Annotated in this window: 15 protein-coding genes, 2 pseudogenes and 1 riboswitch; of the genes and pseudogenes, 4 read left to right on the top strand and 13 right to left on the bottom strand. The window is 35.0% G+C overall.

Annotation, left to right across the window (positions count from 1 at the left end; genetic code table 11):
- The first annotated feature begins 100 nt into the window (after window positions 1-100).
- Complete coding sequence (locus MKX57_RS06500; protein WP_107921753.1) at window positions 101-1228, top strand: acyltransferase; 1128 nt, start codon at window positions 101-103, stop codon at window positions 1226-1228.
- A gap of 169 nt (window positions 1229-1397) precedes the next feature.
- Here the strand turns inward: MKX57_RS06500 and MKX57_RS06495 are convergent.
- Together MKX57_RS06495 and MKX57_RS06490 are read right to left on the bottom strand one after the other, a co-directional pair.
- Window positions 1398-2854: pseudogene (locus tag MKX57_RS06495) on the bottom strand (IS1182 family transposase).
- Between the two features lie 337 nt (window positions 2855-3191).
- Window positions 3192-5669, bottom strand: a complete 2478-nt coding sequence (locus tag MKX57_RS06490; RefSeq protein WP_239354338.1) for an S-layer homology domain-containing protein — start codon at window positions 5667-5669, stop codon at window positions 3192-3194.
- A 532-nt stretch (window positions 5670-6201) separates the two neighbouring features.
- Here MKX57_RS06490 and MKX57_RS06485 point away from each other — a divergent pair.
- Window positions 6202-7098 carry a LysR family transcriptional regulator gene (locus MKX57_RS06485; RefSeq protein ID WP_089985563.1) on the top strand — a complete coding sequence of 299 codons (897 nt, stop codon included), beginning with the start codon at window positions 6202-6204 and terminating at the stop codon, window positions 7096-7098.
- A 58-nt stretch (window positions 7099-7156) separates the two neighbouring features.
- Here the strand turns inward: MKX57_RS06485 and MKX57_RS06480 are convergent, their stop codons facing one another.
- The 4 genes from MKX57_RS06480 to MKX57_RS06465 form a co-directional block, all read right to left on the bottom strand.
- Entirely contained in the window at window positions 7157-8146 is a 990-nt protein-coding gene (locus MKX57_RS06480; protein WP_342550855.1) for an aldo/keto reductase family protein, read from the bottom strand.
- A gap of 215 nt (window positions 8147-8361) precedes the next feature.
- Window positions 8362-8940 carry a type 1 glutamine amidotransferase family protein gene (locus MKX57_RS06475; protein ID WP_008174425.1) on the bottom strand — a complete coding sequence of 193 codons (579 nt, stop codon included), beginning with the start codon at window positions 8938-8940 and terminating at the stop codon, window positions 8362-8364.
- 158 nt (window positions 8941-9098) lie between these two features.
- Window positions 9099-9596, bottom strand: coding sequence for a DinB family protein (locus MKX57_RS06470; protein WP_008174428.1), 498 nt, complete (start codon window positions 9594-9596; stop codon window positions 9099-9101).
- A gap of 76 nt (window positions 9597-9672) precedes the next feature.
- Window positions 9673-10587 (bottom strand): YafY family protein, encoded by a 915-nt coding sequence (locus MKX57_RS06465; protein ID WP_171365231.1) that lies wholly within the window; start codon window positions 10585-10587, stop codon window positions 9673-9675.
- Window positions 10588-10986: 399 nt separating this feature from the next.
- On the opposite strand from MKX57_RS06465, the gene MKX57_RS06460 reads away from it, so the two are divergent.
- Both MKX57_RS06460 and MKX57_RS06455 read left to right on the top strand, forming a co-directional pair.
- A complete protein-coding gene (locus tag MKX57_RS06460) occupies window positions 10987-11502 on the top strand; it encodes a YwhD family protein (protein WP_342550854.1) in 516 nt (171 codons plus the stop codon).
- Window positions 11502-11738, top strand: a complete 237-nt coding sequence (locus MKX57_RS06455; RefSeq protein ID WP_008174433.1) for a ferredoxin family protein — start codon at window positions 11502-11504, stop codon at window positions 11736-11738. Before MKX57_RS06460 ends, MKX57_RS06455 begins: the two co-directional genes overlap by 1 nt.
- Window positions 11739-11896: 158 nt before the next feature.
- Here the strand turns inward: MKX57_RS06455 and MKX57_RS06450 are convergent.
- The 7 genes and pseudogenes from MKX57_RS06450 to MKX57_RS06420 all read right to left on the bottom strand — a co-directional run bounded on the left by MKX57_RS06450 (window position 11897) and on the right by MKX57_RS06420 (window position 19231).
- Window positions 11897-13053 (bottom strand): annotated as a pseudogene (locus MKX57_RS06450) (cellulase family glycosylhydrolase).
- 276 nt (window positions 13054-13329) lie between these two features.
- Complete coding sequence (dut, locus tag MKX57_RS06445) at window positions 13330-13767, bottom strand: dUTP diphosphatase (RefSeq protein ID WP_107921752.1); 438 nt, start codon at window positions 13765-13767, stop codon at window positions 13330-13332.
- Between the two features lie 11 nt (window positions 13768-13778).
- On the bottom strand, window positions 13779-14747 hold the full coding sequence (gene nrdF / locus MKX57_RS06440) for a class 1b ribonucleoside-diphosphate reductase subunit beta (protein ID WP_008174439.1): 969 nt from the start codon (window positions 14745-14747) through the stop codon (window positions 13779-13781).
- A complete protein-coding gene (gene nrdE / locus MKX57_RS06435) occupies window positions 14735-16828 on the bottom strand; it encodes a class 1b ribonucleoside-diphosphate reductase subunit alpha (protein ID WP_171365234.1) in 2094 nt (697 codons plus the stop codon). Before nrdE ends, nrdF begins: the two co-directional genes overlap by 13 nt.
- A complete protein-coding gene (gene nrdI, locus MKX57_RS06430) occupies window positions 16825-17184 on the bottom strand; it encodes a class Ib ribonucleoside-diphosphate reductase assembly flavoprotein NrdI (protein ID WP_025114201.1) in 360 nt (119 codons plus the stop codon). Before nrdI ends, nrdE begins: the two co-directional genes overlap by 4 nt.
- Complete coding sequence (locus tag MKX57_RS06425; RefSeq protein WP_025114200.1) at window positions 17181-17405, bottom strand: glutaredoxin; 225 nt, start codon at window positions 17403-17405, stop codon at window positions 17181-17183. Before MKX57_RS06425 ends, nrdI begins: the two co-directional genes overlap by 4 nt.
- Window positions 17406-17521: 116 nt before the next feature.
- Window positions 17522-17700: riboswitch (cobalamin riboswitch) on the bottom strand.
- Window positions 17701-18325: 625 nt separating this feature from the next.
- Window positions 18326-19231: an NAD(P)/FAD-dependent oxidoreductase gene (locus tag MKX57_RS06420; protein WP_342551113.1), complete on the bottom strand. Its 906-nt coding sequence runs from the start codon at window positions 19229-19231 to the stop codon at window positions 18326-18328.
- Between the last annotated feature and the right edge of the window lie 363 nt (window positions 19232-19594).

The following is a 19594-nucleotide window of genomic DNA, read 5'->3' as shown; positions in this document are numbered from 1 at the left end:
AAAAATTGTCTAAATTCATGTTCTCAAACATACCATTAATGTATATGAGCATTAAATTCAGGGAACTCAAAAACTATCAACTATTTTTGGAGATGATCATATGAAACGAGCACATATTGATGAATTAAATATTACTAGAGCCTTAGCTATACTAGCTGTACTTCTTATCCATTCTACTAGTACACCTGTTACAGCTTTATCCAGCGAATCAAGACTCTACTCCATTTACGTATTTTTGAATATTTTTCCCAAATTCGCTGTCCCTGTTTTTATTTTTTTAAGTGGGTTTGTTTTATTTTACAACTATATACAAAAGGATTTCACAAAAACACTGATTGTTCGTTTTTATAAAAAAAGAGTTACCCAAATACTTATTCCCTATCTCTTTTTTTCCGTCTTTTATTATGCGGCCATGCAATTTTATGTGACACATGATTTTTCATTAACATGGCACGCCCTTTTTAGTGTTGAATTTCTTGAGAAACTACTAATTGGAAAAACATATACTCATTTATACTATATATTTATTATGGTGCAGTTCTATCTATTGTTCCCATTATTCTTATATATTTTAAAGAAAAAACCCGCCCTATCCCCTCACCTGATATGGATAGGACTAGCTCTTCAATGGATTTTTATCCAATTTAATGCTGAGTTTTGGCAGTATCCATTCAGAGGGAGTATTTCATTCTCTTATATACTTTATTTCCTGGCTGGTGCATTTTTAGGAATTTATTTTGAAAAGTATAAACGATGGTTCCAGCTAACAAAAGAAAACTTCCCTGTTTCTATATATTTCATTTGGGCTATTTGGTTATTTTCTACTATTTATAATATTTATCTATATTATTTTGTTTACTCATCCCAAACCTATTTAGCCAACAGTATCGTATTTGAACTAGTTTTTCAGCTCCAATCTTTATCGGCCTGTATTGTAGTGTTACAACTTTCCTTCTGGATTTATGAAAGAGGGAATAAAACCTTTGTAAATGCCCTTATTAACCTTGGGACACTATCATTTGGCATTTATTTATTACATCCTTTTTTCCTCTTACTTTATCGTCAAATACCTGTAAGTGGCAATAGTCTCTTATTTCATGTTTGGAGTGTGGGAGGCTTTATAGTTGCTCTATTTGCTACATGGATTGTAGTATTTCTGGTGGGAAAATATATTAAATATCATTGGATTGCATTCGGACCGATTCCGAAAGAGTTTCCTTATAAATAATGTTGCCTATTATAATAGTAGAAACTATGTGGACTAACAAAAAAGCCCTGTGGAAATCCTAGGGCACTGAAAAACTTTCGTCTTCATACAAGCGAACCTTTTTCAGTTGAAAATAAGACACTTTTTGTTCAATTTTGAACAGGAAGTGCCTTATTTCTGTCTCTATTCCTTATTCATTTTCGTTTAGTAGCTTTAATATCCGTTTCAAATTGACAGCGAATATCGTTGTAGCACCTTGAATTTCCATGCCAAATAGACCCGCAGTCGATGCTTTATCGTACCCGTGTCCGTTTTTTAATTCACTATTCTTCGCTTCTATTTTGTAGCGATTTACGGCTAATTGCTTAAATGCTTCCGTATTTTGAAATGCCTCTTGTTCGACATGTGTATCCGACTTAATTGTGACAGAATATGTTTTACTTTTTGCGCCTTCTTTATAACAGCCCTCTCTCATTAGATATACTCTGCATCTTTCAACGTTAAAATAATATGTCTGACTTTGACTCTTACTCGTTCCTTTTTTACCCGTACGGGCTTTTCTTGTCGCGAGATGACCGGCCTTACAAACATTCCAGCTTCTTTATTAAACTCAAACTTGTCTTCTTCTTTTCGTGGTCCTTGTGTAAGAATAGGATTCAGCTTTGCAACGAGCGCGATTTTCTCTTCTTTTGTATATTCGATATTTGCCTTTTCGGAGTAAGCTGCGTCTCCAATAACTTTATTAATTTTCATACCTGCTTGTGTGCTTTTTTCAATAAACTCTTGAAGATATTTTCCATCGCTTTTTTCACCTGTTGTAATGACAGCCGCTGTAATAATACGTTCATCACTCAACGCGATATGTGTCTTATACCCGAAGAAAGAAGATTCCGATGTCTTATGCCCTTTTCGCGCATCCGTATCAGAAGAGTAATTTAGATGTTCTTGGAAATCTTCTGCGACTTCTTTTAAAATATTCAGCTTTTCTTTGACAGATGGCATTTGTGCAATTTGTGGTTCCTTTTCAATGACTGAAATAACTGCCTTACAGTAAGTTAATTCATCCTTTACTTCGTTAGAAGTGGTCTTTGCGGGGAATTTCTCTTTCATTGATTCGTCAATTTTGTAGACAGCTTTTCGAGCGTTTTTTGATTTCTCTTGTAAAAATTCTTTAGGCGTTTTTTGGTTGTAACGTGCTTTTGTATGTGTGGCATCCACAATAATCGTTTGACGGTTGATGATATTTTTCTCCAATGCGATCTCAACTGTTTTCCCAATGAGCATGTCTAATAAGCTTACGTCTTGAAGACGAAGCCGACGAAATTTTGTAAGCAAACTTGAATCAATGACTGGATCTTCTGGCGCCATATCCAAGAAATATTTGAATGACATATCGAACTTTGAACGCTCTACAAGGTCGACGTCTGATACATCGTAAATCGCTTTTAATAATAAGTACTTAAACATACGAATTGGAGGAATGGCATTACGTCCATTGTCTAAACAATATTTTGGTTTTAACTCTTCTAAAATGAATGAAAAATCAACAAGTTCATTGATTTGGCGAAGTATATTATCTTTTGGCACAACAATATCGTAGATCGCCATATATGGACTTAAATTAAGGGTTTCTTGATTTGATATCATCGGGGGCACCACCTGCACATTAATTCTTTTATTATAAAAGAAAGCGTGACTAAAATAATAGTGTGATACATTGCGTTGTTTGGAGAAGTATCGCTCGACTCCTGCGGGAAAGCGAGACAGACGAGACCCCGCACGAAGAGAAGCGTAGGAGGAGGCTCGGCGCTCGCCCGCGGAAAGCGAGCGGAATGCTTCGGAAAACAACAGTAGAGTTACAGTGCCAAATGAAAAAAGCGAGGTATTCAACGATTTAATCGCTGAATACCTCGCAATATGAGAAGATATTGACTTTTTCAGTGCCCTCGGAAATCCACAGGGCTTTCTTACATGATCAGCTTAATTATTTTGAAACTGAACCGTCTTTTACTTTGTTGTTATTTGCATCAACAAGGTTTGTAGCTTTAAATTCAACTACAATGCTATCAGTTAAAGCGTAGTCAGCTTTAGTTGTTACAGTTAATTTACCATTAGCTACAGAAGCTGAAGCAATTTCTACAGTTGAGCCAGCAATTTTAACTGTTAAACCTGTTGGTGTAGCTTGATCAGCAATGCTTTCAGTGAAGTCAACTGTAAATGTTTTGCTATCTACTACTGTTACTTTAGAAGCTACAGGCACAATATTTTCTTTAAGAGCAACTAGAGTTGTCGCTTTGCCATTTTTAAGAGTGTTACCTTTAGTATCTACTACATTTTTAGCTTCAAGTACATAATTACCATTTGCAGTGATAGAACCCTCTGGTAAAGTGAAGCGTACCTTTTTAGTACCATCAACAAATTGAAGTTGAGTGCCAGCAGGTAGCTCTTTTCCTCCAAGTGTGTAGCTAGAAGCGTTTGTTGCTGTTGCAGTCACATCAGCAGCATATTCAACAGTGAATACATTGTTATCTGTTACTACAACTGGTGTAGCCCCAAATACTAATGAATCTGTAGTAGTTTCAGGTGTAGCTTCATACGTGCCAGTTGTCACATTGAATGTGATTGTATCTGCAGTTACGTTGCCAGCTAAATCAGCAACTGCTTTAGCAGATAATTCAAATGTGTATGTTGAATTGCTATCTAAGTCAATGTTCACTTTCACAGTGTTTTTCTCGGCACCCTCAATTTTACCGTTACCATCTACATCGTAACCAGCATCTGCTTTTACAGCTGTTTCTTTTCCAGTAGTGTAAGCAATACCATTTTGAGTTTTAACTGTTAATTTACCATCTACTTTTACTGGCTCGCTAAAAGTAAGGTATAGAGCATCTACATCAGTAGTAGCATTAACATCGTCAGCTACTAACATTTTAGTCGAAGTAGATACAAGTGTAGCAGGCGTTAAATCTTTAGATAAAATAGCCTTGAATTCAAATGCATCTCCAGCATTACCAGCTAAATCTTTTTGTCCTTCGACTTTCACGTCCGCATTAATGAATGTAGCTGTACCTAATGCAGCTTTTGCATCAATAGTAAATACAGTTTTATCCTCTGTATCTTTCATATCAGCATCTTTTAAGTAGTAAACAGTAGAACCGACTGTTACTTTTGCATATTCGGCAGCAGTAGCACCAGCATCTGCATCAAGATTTTGTTTCATTAATTCTTCTGAGAAATCAAACGTGATTTCTGTTCCATTCACTGCAGTAGAAACAGTTGGTTTAGAATTATCAACGTCTGCTTTTAGAACCGTGAAGTTCACTGCAATTGGATTTGCGATATTATTAGCGAAGTCAGTTGCCCCTACGATGTCTACTTTATAAGTTTGATCAGCAGTTAAACCTTTGATCGTTAATGTTTTTCCAGATAATGTATAACGATCTTTAGCAAGTTCAGTACCGTTTAAGCTTACTGTTCCTTCGTTTTGTACAAGCTCATCGAAAGTGATTACAGCTGTTGTGCCTTTTGCTTCAACAGAATTTACGCTAACAGGAGTTGTATCAGCAAATGTGATTAATTTATTAAATTCTTCAGTTAGAATTTTTGCATCTGCTTTTGTTTTGATTGGGTTTACAGTCACTTTGCCATTTGTTAATTTAATTTCTTTATCAGTTGTTAAAGTAACAGTCATTCCATCTTCAGATACTTTAGCGTTCGTAATCGTTATACCATCAATTGCATATTTCGCTGTTACAGCAGCATCTTTTGCATCAACAGCTGTGTTGAACTTCACTTCAAATTCTTTTGCATTAAGTCCTTTTACTGATTCTACTGCTGGTGTTACTTCTTTAACTGCATCAATTGTACGTTTAACCATAGTAGCGAATTCTTCGCGGCTAATTTTATCTTGTGGCGCTAATAATGATCCTTTACCATTGATTACACCATTTTCAACAGCTGTTTCTAAGTAAGATACAGCCCATTTAGAAGCTTTAGAAGCATCTGAGAATTGGCTAAGGTCTGCTTTACCAGTTAATTCATAACCTTGAACGATAACTTTAGCAGCTTGTTCTCTTGTTAATTGTGCTTTTGGTTCAAATTTACCATTACCCATACCGTCAAATAATTCTGGTGAAGTAGCAAGCACTGCATTATAGAACCAGTCATTTTCATTTACATCTGTAAAATCTTCTGTTCCAGTAGCTTTTAAGTCTAATGCTTTTGATAAAATTTCAGCAGCTTCAGCACGAGTAAGTGTACCTGCTGGGTTGAAGTTTCCTTTTTCATCACCTTGGATGAAACCTTTGTCAGTTAAAAACTGCACCGCTTCTTTTGCCCATGATGAAATGCTATCTGCATCATTAAATTCAGCAGCTGATGCTACCGGTACGATTGCTGATGCTACAAGTGCTGCTGTAGCAGTAGTTACGAAAAATTTACGACCTTTGTTATGTTTCGTCATTTTATATTCCTCCAGAATTCAAATAAAATTATATTATTCTGTGAGAACAATATTACCGCTCTATTAACTTTTAAAGATATGTATAATACGTTCTCTCAAATAATAATTACTAATCGTTATGGATAAAGCAGCCTTCAAAATTTTTCATGATGAAAAATACCAATCAATCTTAAATTTGCTTTACAAGACAATAATATAACTACATTACCAATAAATAAACGCTAAAAATAAGGTAATTTTAATATCAAATTGGTTAGATAGGTAATTATTACATAACTTTTTCCCAATAATTAGATAAACGAAGACAAAATGCACATAAAAACATTTATTTATAGCTGGAAACTTTAATTTCCATTTTTCAGATTCCATTTATTGTTTTGGTATAATAGTATGTTTAATGAATTATAGAACGGTATAAATGTAAAGCATTAACAGGTTAAATTCTATGCTAATAAAATATAAATTGTTAAAATTAGCTATAATTATTGTTCGCCTATCATTACTATATCGATTTTAGAAGGGGTGATTGAAAATAGATATTAGAAAGATGCGCTATTTCATGATGGTGGCAGAAGAATTGAATTTTAGTCGTGCGGCAGAACGTCTTCGGATGGCACAGCCTCCCCTTAGCCAAGAAATTCGTAAATTAGAAGAAGAGCTGGGCGTTCAACTTTTTCATCGGACAAAGAGAATGGTTGAGCTAACAGATGCAGGGAAGATATTTTTACAAGGATCTAGGCAAACTCTCATTCAATTAGAAAAAACCATACATGAAACACAACTTGCTGCTGAAGGGAAAAATGGGAGCTTAATCATAGGTTTTGTTGATTCAACAGAAATCGTTATAAAAATCCTTAATAAATTTAGAGCACGCTTTCCACAAGTTCATCTTACCTTACGTGAAATGACAACAGAACAACAATTAGCAGCACTTTATGAAAAACAAATTCATATTGGATTTATACGTTCTGAGCAGAACAACGAAACACTTGCTTCAGAAATTTGTTTTGAGGAATCTTTAAGATTAGTTTTACATCAAGATCACCCTTTAGTCTCTTTGCCCGAAATTCCATTACAATTACTAGCGGATGAACCGTTTATAATGTTTCCGCGGCATTTTGGTCCCCATTTTTATGATTTAATCATTAGCTACTTTTGGGATCACGGGGTAAGTTTAAACGTCGTGCAAGAGGCTATACAAATGCAAACGATTGTTAATCTAGTGGCAACTGGAATGGGTGTTTCTGTTGTTCCTTCATCGATGGAAAGTTATAACCGTCCTGGAGTAATCTATAAAAAAATCAAAGAGACTACACCAAAAATAAACCTATATGTTGGCTGGAGACAAGATGAAAAATCTTCAGTCGTTCCTCATTTCTTAACAATTGTTAGAGAGCACTATTCCATGTCCCAAATGAATGACCAATAATAAAAGCCCATCCTATAATGGGATGGGTCATCAAGTATGAAAAGTCTTGTACAAAAAATTATCCCGTTTTACTTGGGTCGTACTCAATGATACCTTCTAGAACTCCATCAATCTGATTCATGATTGCAGGTTCTAGTTTGACGCTAGCAGCTAATGCATTCTCTCTTACCTGTTCTGGGCTTGACGCACCAATAATCGCTGAGGAAACATGCTCGTTTTGTAGTACCCAAGCTACTGCAAGTTGAGCAAGAGTAAGATCCATCTCTTGTGCAATAGGTTTAAGCTTTTGTATAGCCGTGAGTACATTGTCGTCCATCCAACGTCGTGCAAGTTTGTTGAAAAAAGGTTTGCCCGCATCAGAGTTAGCCCGGGACTGCACTGGCACTGGTTTTTGTGGTAAATATTTTCCTGTAAGAATACCTTGTGCTAGAGGCGACCAAACGACCTGTCCTAGCCCTTCACGTTGGCAAGTCGGTATCACATCAGTTTCGATAACTCTCCATAGCATGGAATACTGTGGTTGGCTAGCGATGAGAGGAATATGCAATTCTCGTGCAAGAGATGCAGCCCTAGTAATTTGTTCTGCCGTCCACTCACTTACACCGATATAAAGTACTTTACCTTGTCTTACAAGATCTGAGAATGCTAGCATCGTTTCTTCGAGAGGAGTAGTTGGATCGTACCTGTGTGCAAAATAGACATCAATATAGTCGGTTTGTAACCGACGTAAAGAAGCATGACAATTTTCTAGAATATGTTTTCGAGATAAACCTTTATCGTTTGGCCCATTACCAGTCGGATGGCACACCTTCGTACATAGTTCAATGCTCTCTCTCCTCACATCTTGTAATGAGCGACCAAGTATTTCCTCTGCTTTCGTGTCTGAATAAACATCAGCGGTATCAAATGTTGTAATACCAACATCTAATGCTGCTCTTACACATGCATGTGCCATCTCCTCATTCACTTTTCCGCCATGATTTATCCAGTTTCCATAGGCAATCTTACTGATGGATAATCCACTATTGCCAAGTTTATTAAATTCCATGCTAGACCCTCCTTTTATATGGTATCTTCATTATAAAAGCCACGTATTATTACGGATAATATATTATTAGCTATAGATTAATATAAAAAATATATAACACTAAAGGGAAAAATAACCTCCTACTATCCTTAGATGTAGAAGGTTATTCCTAAATTATTATTTTAAAGGTATGGTAGAAATGGACTTATCAAATTTTAATAGCAACCTGATGACCATTAAACAATAAATCCTTTTTTAAATAAATCATACCATTCCTTTAGTTCTTTTTTTTCTAAAACAGCCAATTTACATAAAATATCTCTCGAAAATTCTAATGCACCGGTGCCATTTGCTGTTATAAGACTGCCATCACTAACGGATTGCTGGTCTATATATTTTTCATCCCCCTTATAATTAGGTGCCGCTTCTTTCAAATAGGCTAATGAATTACCTGTATGTTTATATTGCTCAAGAAATCCGTGATTCCCTAAAAAAGTAGTGGCATCACAGATTGCTGCAACTGGGATGTCCTCTGTAAAGCAAAACTCGACAAGCTTCTTGGCCTGTTGATTTTTCTCTTCCTTCCATCCAGTTCCACCAGGTATGATTAACATAGTGATTTCTAAATCAAAAGGAAAATCTAGTAGGCTATAGTCAGGAAGAACCGTCAATCCTCCCATCGATTTCTTTGGATTTTTATCAATTGCAATTGTCTGAACTTGAAATCCTGTCCCAGGTTTATTTAACTCTGCCGTTACATAACTTGCCTCCCAATCGGCAAAGCCATCAATAATAAAAACTAAAACATTTTTCAATTGTGTTCCTCCTTATTTTTTAATGATGAATGTAGTAAATCCAGCAAGGTTCTGCTGATTCAACCATATGATGAGTTGATTACTACCATTACCTCTAGCAATATCATATAAAATCAGTAGTTGTGGCATTATATATAAATGTTTAGTGTATGGAACAACTATAAATACCAATACAAAGAAAAGTCATTCATGATAGATTCGTACCCCTGTTGTCTTAACATAGTTGTTATGTTTCCACGGTGATATGTACCATGATTAGCAACATGGAATAAAATTTCTGAGTATGCTGTATTTCTAGAACCTGACCAAGGGTTATTCACGTTTATTTTCTGTTCTAAATCTTGCTGGCTACTCATCCATTTTTCATACTGTGTAGCAAGTTCTTCATTTGCCTTAATAAATTCATCTAAAGAATAAAAATTAGTCTTTTCTACCAATGTCCTTGCAGCTTGAAATGCTTCTTGCATATCAATTCCTTTAAGTACTTGTAACCACATTACATCAACGACATATATGTGACTAAATGTTTGAGCAATCGTTGAGTATGAACTTTTAATCTCTTCATATAGAACATGGCTTGGCAATTCCCTCATTCTTTCTAATAGCACCTTATTAGCCCAAACATGGTACTCGTACATATTTTTTGCATGATTCATAAAACATCTACTCCTTTATTATTAGTATTAGAAACTTACTTTTTGATTATAAAAAAAGATATATGACAGCAGCCTGTCATACATCTTTATAAATATTGATTAATTTTTTGGCTTCCTCTACTAAAATTGATTGCAGTTCAACAGGCTTTATAATTTTAGCCTCACTACCGAAGCTTAAAAGAATCGATTTCAGCCATCCAGCATGCAGAGGTTGATAAACGGAAAATGTAAATGTCATACTTCCATCGCTATTCATGACCTTTGAAGAATTTTGGAATTGGTCTAATGCTTCCGCTAAGGAATATGGACTTACCCAGATGACCACCTCCTGCACTCTCTCTTGATGACCTCTTGAATAGGATGAATCGCTTTTATACTCATGCATTTGTAAATACTTTTCTTGTGACAGAGTAATGCCCATCATACGCGATACTTTAAATTCTCTATGACTTTTACGCCCTCTACAATAACCATATAAATACCAGTTACAATACTTATAATGAAGGTGAATGGGTTCTACTTCACGAGACGTAAATTCATTTTTATTATTTACATAATTAAAGTAAATTACTTTTCTTTCGTATATAGCTTGTCTAAGGTTCATTAAAGAACTCGGTTCCGTCCTATAGCTTTCCAAATCAATCATGAACGCACTTTTTTTATCACCTATGTCCAGCATTTTTAGTCTTTCTAGTGTATGTTCAACATCTTTATCTTCAAAGATACTTGATAAACTACTTAATACTGAGATTAAATTCAAAATGTCGTTAGGGTCCATTAAGCTTTTATCGAATTTGTATCCTTCTATAATCCCGAAACCGCCGTTTGTCCCTTGGAAAGAAACGACTGGTATCCCAGCGGCACATATTGCTTCAATGTCTCTATAAATTGTCCTTGATGATACTTGAAATTCATTTGCTAAGCTAGAAGCCGACACTATTTCATGATTGAGAAGCTTGAAGATAATAGATAGTAATCGTTCTAATTTCATTATTCTTTTCCTCTCATTAAATCTATTTAGTACCAATTCTACTCTTTCTGTATGACTCAGTGAAATTTATTTATCGAAATAGACATTGTCAATTTTCTTATTTATATAAAGTTCATAAAAATGTAAGCGAACATCAATTTACCATATCATAACAATTCAGACGTAAGTCCGAAGACAACAAAGGATAATAAGTTGTATATTTCAGTTATACTTTTGAATTAAAAAAGTATGAGGAGAAATCCTTGGCAACCATTACGTATAGTATAAAAATTACTACTAAAACGTTCAATTAGATTAATTTATAAAAGCTATACGTAATGAATTTGCTTTTTAATACTATACATTGTTTCTATTTGCGACACCTGTAAATGTTGTAAAAAGAGTGTGGGGGTGTTTTCTATGAAAGAAAAGATACATTTTACCATCTTAAGTAATGATTCAACAGATGGAGATGGGGGGTTCGGAGTAGGTACCCTTGATTTAAATAATGTAACGCCTATTATTATAGATTGTGAAAAAGAACACGTATTTATAGACCTAGAAGCCTTACATGGGCGAAGTATTATTGAAAAAAAAGTGCGTTTTTCACCAGATTTAGCGCATGCTAGTGACGATTATAATCGGTATTGGATCGTTTGGGTAGCTCTTCAGGTAGGGGAAAATGGACCTTATTATGCGGGATGTACCGCAAGTGAAGTACGGGTATCAAAAGAAGAACGCCGCATTAAACTTGGCTATAAATCGTTGCCAGAGCAAGTAAATTATTTAGATAAAGCACTTAAAGGGATTTTTCTCCTAAATCATGTCGATACAAATTCAAAAAAACTACTTTCCCATTTTTTATCTGAATTTAATAAACAGTATTGGACACACTCACCTGAAGAATTAAAACATCAATTATGGGGGGATTTATAATGGCTTTTGTAATTACAGAATTATGTAGGGATGAAAAAGCAGCCGTTTGTTTAGATGTCTGTCCCGTAAATTGCATTGTGAATACGGATACCCAATATGTCATTAACCCTGATATTTGTATTGATTGTGGCGCTTGTGAATTAGTTTGCCCCGTAGAGGCTATTTTTTTTGAGGATGAATTGCCTGCTGAATATAATTCTGCAACTCTACTAGCGCGTAACTATTTTCGAAACTAAATGACATGCAATGACTATCTTTTATTAACTGCAACAACTAGATATCGATTGAAAGATGTAATAATTAAAGCGCTGAGTGTCAGGCAAAAAAGTAGTACAAACGATGGTTTGTACTACTACATATAATTTCTATTTGATCTTAGCAGAGAACAAACATGTTACTTGTTCAGATCTTTTTTTAGGACATCCCAAATAGAATTATCTACTTCTATTGCGTTTCTATCAGGTAGTTCTCCATTAGCCTGCGCATCCCAATATGCCTCTTTGACAGGTTTATTACCTAATTCAAAATCCATACCATCCCACGTATCTTCACGAAATGCATAAAATGCCCAGTGCCAGCCATAATCATTAAAAATATCAATTAAATCCTTCATATATTGATCCGCTCCATCAACCATTCGGTTAATGCCAAACTCTTCTGCAATAATTCGGTTGTTTGGTATATTGTGCTTTTCTGCCCATTTAGCAACGGGTTCTATAAAATCTTTTAATGAAGTTTTATTAAACATTTTTTCATCTTGATCATTCCCGACTTTGACCTTACCAGGATAAGTGTATGTGAATCCTTTTTTTCGATTTTGGCTTGTCATTTCATACGGTTCATACATATGGAAAGCATACAGCACATTTATGTCTTCTATTGGTTTTAAATAGTTTATTGCCCAAGGTGTAGCAAATAAACCCGAATCTAAAATAATGGGTGTATCGCATCTACAGATCGTATAGAATCTACAATTGTTCCATAAAGCCTATTTAAATCTGCTGGCGTGTTTTCTATCTTGTTGTACCATTTGTCATAGTCTTCTGTCCAAAAATCATTAAATCCTGTGGCTGTTTCAGGATGTGGTTCATTAATTACGTTATATCCTACCACTGCGGGGTGATCTTTTAAGCGCACGGCAAGATCTTTCCAGAAAAGCGCTGCTTGCTCATGATATTTAAAATCTTGCCAAATTCGGTCATCATTTTCATAGTTATTAAACTGTCTCCATCGGTTTCCCGGAAGACTAAGAACAGTCAGTATAACTTTTGATCCTCTTGCATATGCTGCATCTAAATCTTCTTTTAACATCTTGAAATCATTTTCAACTATTCCCTCATACTGATCTGCATTGCCGATTAAAAAATCTTTATTAGGAGTAGCATCAGGTTTATCTTCAAATAAGAAATCTCTTTCTTTTGCCCATTTATCAGGCGCTAAACGGATAAATTCAATGTTGAATTCATTAGCCTCTTCATAATTTTCTGGCAGAGAAGTGGAATTCATAAAATTTGTACCTTTTCTTTGCTCATCCCAAAAACCATTTTGCATCTGTGGCGTTGCCAGTTTCTCTTGTTTCTTTTGTTTTTCTTCTTGCTCCACAGAACTACAGCCATTAGCAAAGACGACTATTAAAGCACACCAAAGGGAAACTATCATGTTGAACTTATTTTTCATTCGTTTCCTATGATTTATTTCTCTAATATTATCACCTCATGTAAATCGTACTGAACCTACGTTACACGAATGTGACAATTTTAAAAAAATAAAAAGGATTGAGTTCAGTATCAAACTCAATCCTGACATACGCCTATTTAAAACTTACTCTTATTTTGTACCACTCGCTCCAAATCCAGAAGTTCCACGAACCGTTTGAGATAATTCATTGACTTCCAGTAGTTGAATAGTAGGGACAAATTGAATCACCATTTGGGCAATTCGCATAGATTTTTCTACTAAGAACGTATTTTGACCATGATTAATTAAAATAACACCAATTTCTCCTCTATAGCCTTCATCGATTGTTCCTGGGCTATTGAGCACTGTAATACTATGTTTTAAGGCTAGTCCACTTCTTGGTCGAATTTGTGCTTCCGTTCCTTTAGGTAATTCAATTTGAATGCCTGTTTTAATTAATTTAGTCCCACCAGCGGGTATCTCTACAGTTTCAATGGAATAGAGATCCATCCCAGCATCACCGGGATTAGCTTGCATTGGTAGCATTGCATCTTCATGCATTCTTTTAATTTTTACTTCTACGTTCATTGTTCTTCATCCTAACGATTAAAATTAAATGTGTCATCTGTAATTGGCGCTACTTTTGCTTTGGCATAGGTAGCCCCCTTTTGTGAAAAGAAATCATATGTGGAGCCCTCATTACGAATTCCATTCATGACAATCGGATTCACTTCTTCTTCAGGGAACATGGCTTCAAAGCCGACATTCATTAAGGCCTTATTAGCATTATAACGCACATAGGCTTTTACCTCAGGCGATAATCCTGTCTCCGCATAAATATCCTCGGTATATTTCATTTCATTTTGATATAAATCCAGCAATAATTCATAACCCCATAATTGTAAGGATTCTTGTTTTTCTTTAGAAAATTGCTTATATAAATTTTGAGCAAAAAACCCTACCGCTACGCCATGAATGGACTCGTCGCGCAAAATGAGAGAAATAATTTCAGCACTGTTTCTTAAAAAACCTTGTCCACCTAAGTATAATGGGTAGAAAAATCCAGAATAGAAAAGGAAAGATTCAAGCATAACGGATGAAAACATCGCTTTCCATAAGCTCTCAGAGTCCCCTTCTTCTATACTATTATAAATATCCGCAATCTTATTTGCCTTATATTGTAAATATTCATTTTTCTTTACCCATTCAAAGAGCTCGTCTATCTCCTCGTTTGTACAAAGCGTTGTAAATATATAAGAATATGATTTAGCATGTATTGCCTCAAATGCATCAAAAACGGTTAATACAGCCTTTTCCTGTAAATCGTCTGTATAAGCAGCAACACGATTCATCCCTATATTCGTCTGAACGGTATCAAGCAAAGTCAGTCCTGCAAACACTTTTTTATATGTGTCCTGATGCTCAAAACTTTTCCACTGTTTAATATCTTTACTCACAGCAATTTCTTCAGGAAACCAAATTTGCTTCCATTGCTGGTCCCAGAAAATTTGGGCAAGTTCACTTGTTGCCTTATTCCAGTTGACTGCCTCATACACTATATTTGACATGCTACACACTCCTCTAAGCTTTGTAATCGTTGACGAACATAGTAAACGGACTTAATCCCTTTAACCCATGCATAAATGTATACTTTAGCTAGTTGTTCTGTTGTCCAATTGTCAGTGACATAAAGAGTCATTGAAATACCTTGGTCAACGTGTTTTTGAGAAGCTGCGTATAAATCAATTAAATCATAAGGATCAACATCATAGGCCTCGACATATAAATGACTGTTTTCGTTTGTTAAATGTGGCATTGGATAAATCGTGCGACTATCTGCATAATCACGGACCTCTACACGCTCTGTACAAGGAGAGATAGATGCCGTACAGCTACGAATATACGAAATACTGCCGGTTGGTGCTATCGCTAAACGATAGGAATGAAATAGACCATATTCCATAACATCTTCCTTTAATAATTCCCACATTTTATTAGTGATAATTGGAATGTTGCCAAGTGCTTTTAACACAGCAGATGATAGCTCTTCTTCATTCTTATTTACATATTGATCAAAATAGCTACCGGAAGCATAATCGCTATCTTCAAATCGGTAGAACGTTTCTGCTTTTTCTTTAGCCATTTCCATCGATGATTTAAGAGAATAATAGTTCATTGCTTCCATAAAACGGTCCATGAAATCAATAGAATCTTTCGAGCCATACATAATGCCTTCCGTAACAAGATGTCCATGGAGATTCATACAACCTAGCCCTACTGAGTGCATTAATCGATTCGCTTTTGCCACCGATGGGACATTTTTGATGTATGTCATTTGTGACACATTTGTTAATAAGTGCATAGCTGTATCGATTAATGTTTCAAAATCATTTACTTTACTCGCTGCATGAATATCAATTGACCCTAAATTACACGACACATCTAACCCATATTCGTTTGGTTGATCTTGATCTGTAATGACACTAGTTTCTTGAACTTGCAAGATTTCAGTACATAGGTTTGACATTTTTACACGACCGATATTTTTTAGTGGATGTACTTCATTGACATTATCATCAAAAATTTCAAAAGGATAACCTGATTCAAATTGAGCTTTTTTCACCTCAGTATAGAGTCTACGCGCATTCAAACGTTTAATTTTACGGATTTTAGGATTATCAAGTAGTTCATAGTACATTTCTGAAATTGAAATTTCCGACATTCGTTTACCATATACTTTAAAAATATCATATGGACTAAATAACACTATATCTTTATCACGTTTCATCAGATCGAAGAAAATACTTGGAATAATAATTCCTGTTGATAGTGTTGCGAGGCGAATTTTATCATCAGCATTTGGTTTTTTTGATGAAATGAAATTCTCTATATCTGCATGGAAGATATTTAGGTAAACAACTCCTGAGCCATTTCGTTGACCGAGCTGATTAGAATAACTAAATGAATTTTCTAATAGTTTTGCAACTGGGATAACTCCACTTGCACGGTTTAATATTTCTTTAATTGGATCACCTAAAGGTCGTAAATCCGTTAAGTTGACCCCGACCCCTCCGCCTAGGCGTGATAGCTCTAAACAATAACCAATATTTTCAGCAATGCTATTCATAGAATCATCCATTGATAATTTAAAGCAACTGACTAATTCACCACGGGCTTTTTTCCCACTATTTAATGCAGTAGGTGTTGCAGGCTGATAGGCTTCCATCATCGCTTCAACAGAACTCTTTGCTAGTACAGTGTTTCCTTGTGCTAAGTACAGGGCAATAATGACAATACGGTCCTCATATTTTTCTAAGATTTCTTCACCATCACGACTTTTCATAGCATAGCTGTCATAAAATTTGCTTGCACTCATAAATGATGGGAAGCGGAAATTATAATCATATGCTTTTTTGTACAGCATCTTTATAAAATCCATCTCGTACATGTCGATAAAATCTTTCTCGTAGTAACCCTCATCCACTAAATAGCGGATTTTTTCCTCTATATCTATAAAATAACGTAAACGTACGTTGACATATTCTAAAAAGTAGCGGCGAGTAGCCTCACGGTCCTTTTCTAGCTCTAGTAGTCCCGTTGTACTATAACGATTCAGTACGTCATTATTAAGCTTTAAATAAGTTTTCATCCCATTACCCTCGTTTCATAAAACATTTGTATTGCTTCATAATCTGTTTGATTGCCACGCAAATCTAACTTCCTCACTAAGGGTACATGATAGGTAGTAGCAATTTTTTCCCCAGCAGCGCCAAAGACATGATGTCCGAAGTTACTATTGCCACTAGCAACTACTCCTTTACAAAAATCTCTATTTTTCTCTAAAAAACGTTGCACTTTTGCTGGAATGTCACCTAAGCCATCTGTATATGTAATTAAAAGATAAGGCTTATTCAAGCTTAATTCCTCAGAGAGTTCAATAGATTCTGCCCTTAATTTAGATACTACATTACGGACATTTCCTGTACGACTAGCGTAAACGATCATAGTGTAATCATCTCAATACGAGAAACAATTTCCTGAACCTCACCTATAAATGTTTCATCTACCTCTAAAACAGGCACACTTAAAAAACCTGCATCTATAATTGTTTGTTTAGCTTGTTCATCGTGATCAATATTAACAATTTCAGCTTCAAGTCCTGCTCGTTGTAATTCGGATTTTACCCAAAGGCATTTTGGACAGATTGTTTTCGTATAAAGTTTCATAGTAATCCCTCTTTTCATAAAATAAAAAAACTACCTCTTCTAGAGAGATAGCTTAAATGGAAACGTTAACATACTAAAAATACTGACGTTCCCATCTCTTAATCCCCGAAGAAATGATAAATTTGTTTTATATAGGCAGGTCTCCTGGCTTTGCTTCAATCTCTGATTTCCTTCCCATGCGAATGCACAGTGGTTACAATCATCGTCAGCTTCACAGTTGCGGGGACAGCGTCGGAATAGTACCGAACTTCCCTATTAAACTACATGTAGTAGTACCTACACAAAACGAACACAATATATTGTTTTTCGATAGTTTTAAGTGTACCATCCTTTATATAAAAAGTAAATCGAGAAATAAAAGTTCATCAATTTGAGACTATTCATATTTTCTGACATCACCTTGTAAGAACGAACTAAATTATAATCAACTAAAAATATAACCACGAATGCGATAGCATTATTTTATTAAAAAATAGGAACAAAAATAATAGTCGCTTATTTACCTAAAAACGTAGCCACCCTAGTAATTTTATACATAAAAAAGGCATCTTCCTTTACAGTAAAGATGCAATTATGTCTAAAACTATGAGTATGATGTAAATCTCGCATCCTACTCTATCCATCCTATCTTCGTAGATTTTTTATTGTACTAGTCTAAAGTAGGACTCCTCTCTTACGATGATGACACATTTTAGTAGTCGTCATAACATTACGAAGACTACTAAAATGTGCTCAACATACAGGTGAGAGGCAACCAACGGTTCTACACTTTTCAACTAATTTACAATGAATATGTACCTTTTCTAGTTATTCTATATTTATTTATAGTATAACATATCCAAGTTCATTCTCCGCCAGCTTGACTAGTCATATTCAAAATAGCTGATGAATTTTATATGACTCATCAGCTAACCATAAATTTAAAATCTTTCTATTGTTATATCCATGTTTATGCTTGAAGCAGCCTTAAAGCCTTCCGCAGCTGCAATCATTAAAGAAGAGGGACCACCCTTTTCCGTTTCACCAGCAATATATATTCCAGCCGCAGTTGTTCGTCCAGCACCATCAGTCATAATTGTTCCGTTTTCATCAACTTGACAATTTAGCTGTTTAGCAAATTTATTGGGACGATAAAAACTTGGCACAACAAAACCCCCCGCTCTTAAAATATTGTCACCTGTTTCTAATTCAACACTAGATAAGTTACCATCATCCCCATGTAAATCTTTAATAGTATTTGTATACGCCTTAATTTTCTTTTGTTCAAAATCATTTTGAATCTTCTTGGAAAGTTGATGACCATTCGTAAAAACAATTAAATCCTGTGACCAATTAAAAACCAATTTCGTCATATGACTAATATGCTCCTCGTTTTCTGCAATGATAGCCAATGGCTTGTCTCGCAGCTCCCAACCATCGCAATATGGACAGCTAAACAAACTTTTACCATAATATTGTCTGATTTGCGGGAGTGGAAATTCCTCTTGTATTCCAGTAGCTAACAGTATTTTTTCAGTTACATAAGTTTTATTTTCCGAAGTATTGACTAGAAATAAACCAGTTATATCATCTTTAATTATTTCTATGACGGTTTGATCCATCATTGTTATAGAAGTATAAGATTCTATATCTTTACTTGCGAGATTCTTAAATTCTTGTGGCTTTATCCCATCTCTTGTTAAAAAACCATGTGACTCCTGAGTTACACGATTTCGATTTGTTCCATTATCAACTAGTGCAACCTTTCTGCGCGCTCTTCCTAATGTTAAGGCAGCACTTAACCCAGCAGGGCCTCCACCTATAATCATACAATCGTATTGATTCATCATTATTTCCCTCCATATCACAATATATTACAGACCTTTAATATCTGTAATTAAGACAAAAGACATCGCTAATTATATGTATGATATCTTTTTCATTCCATTTGTTAAGCCAATTATATATGAGTCATTGATCTCAATAAAAAAGGATAAAGTTTAGTTGGTTGGGTCTAATCACTCTATTAAGGACTTAACATATCTATAATATCTATTTAGTTTTTTCTCGTCAAATTTTTCGTTTTCATGCCTAAAATACCGACTAAGCACCGTTAGTTGAAGTACATCTATTCACTTTATAAAGGTAATTCTTTTTATCTATTTTATGAAAATGAACCCACTCTCCATTTTTCATAGATATTGATAAGA

It is taken from the genome of Lysinibacillus sp. FSL M8-0216, assembly GCF_038595555.1.
GTDB lineage: Bacteria > Bacillota > Bacilli > Bacillales_A > Planococcaceae > Lysinibacillus > Lysinibacillus fusiformis.
The sequence above is the reverse complement of the archived record's forward strand: the minus strand, read 5'-3'. Positions and strand labels throughout refer to the sequence as shown.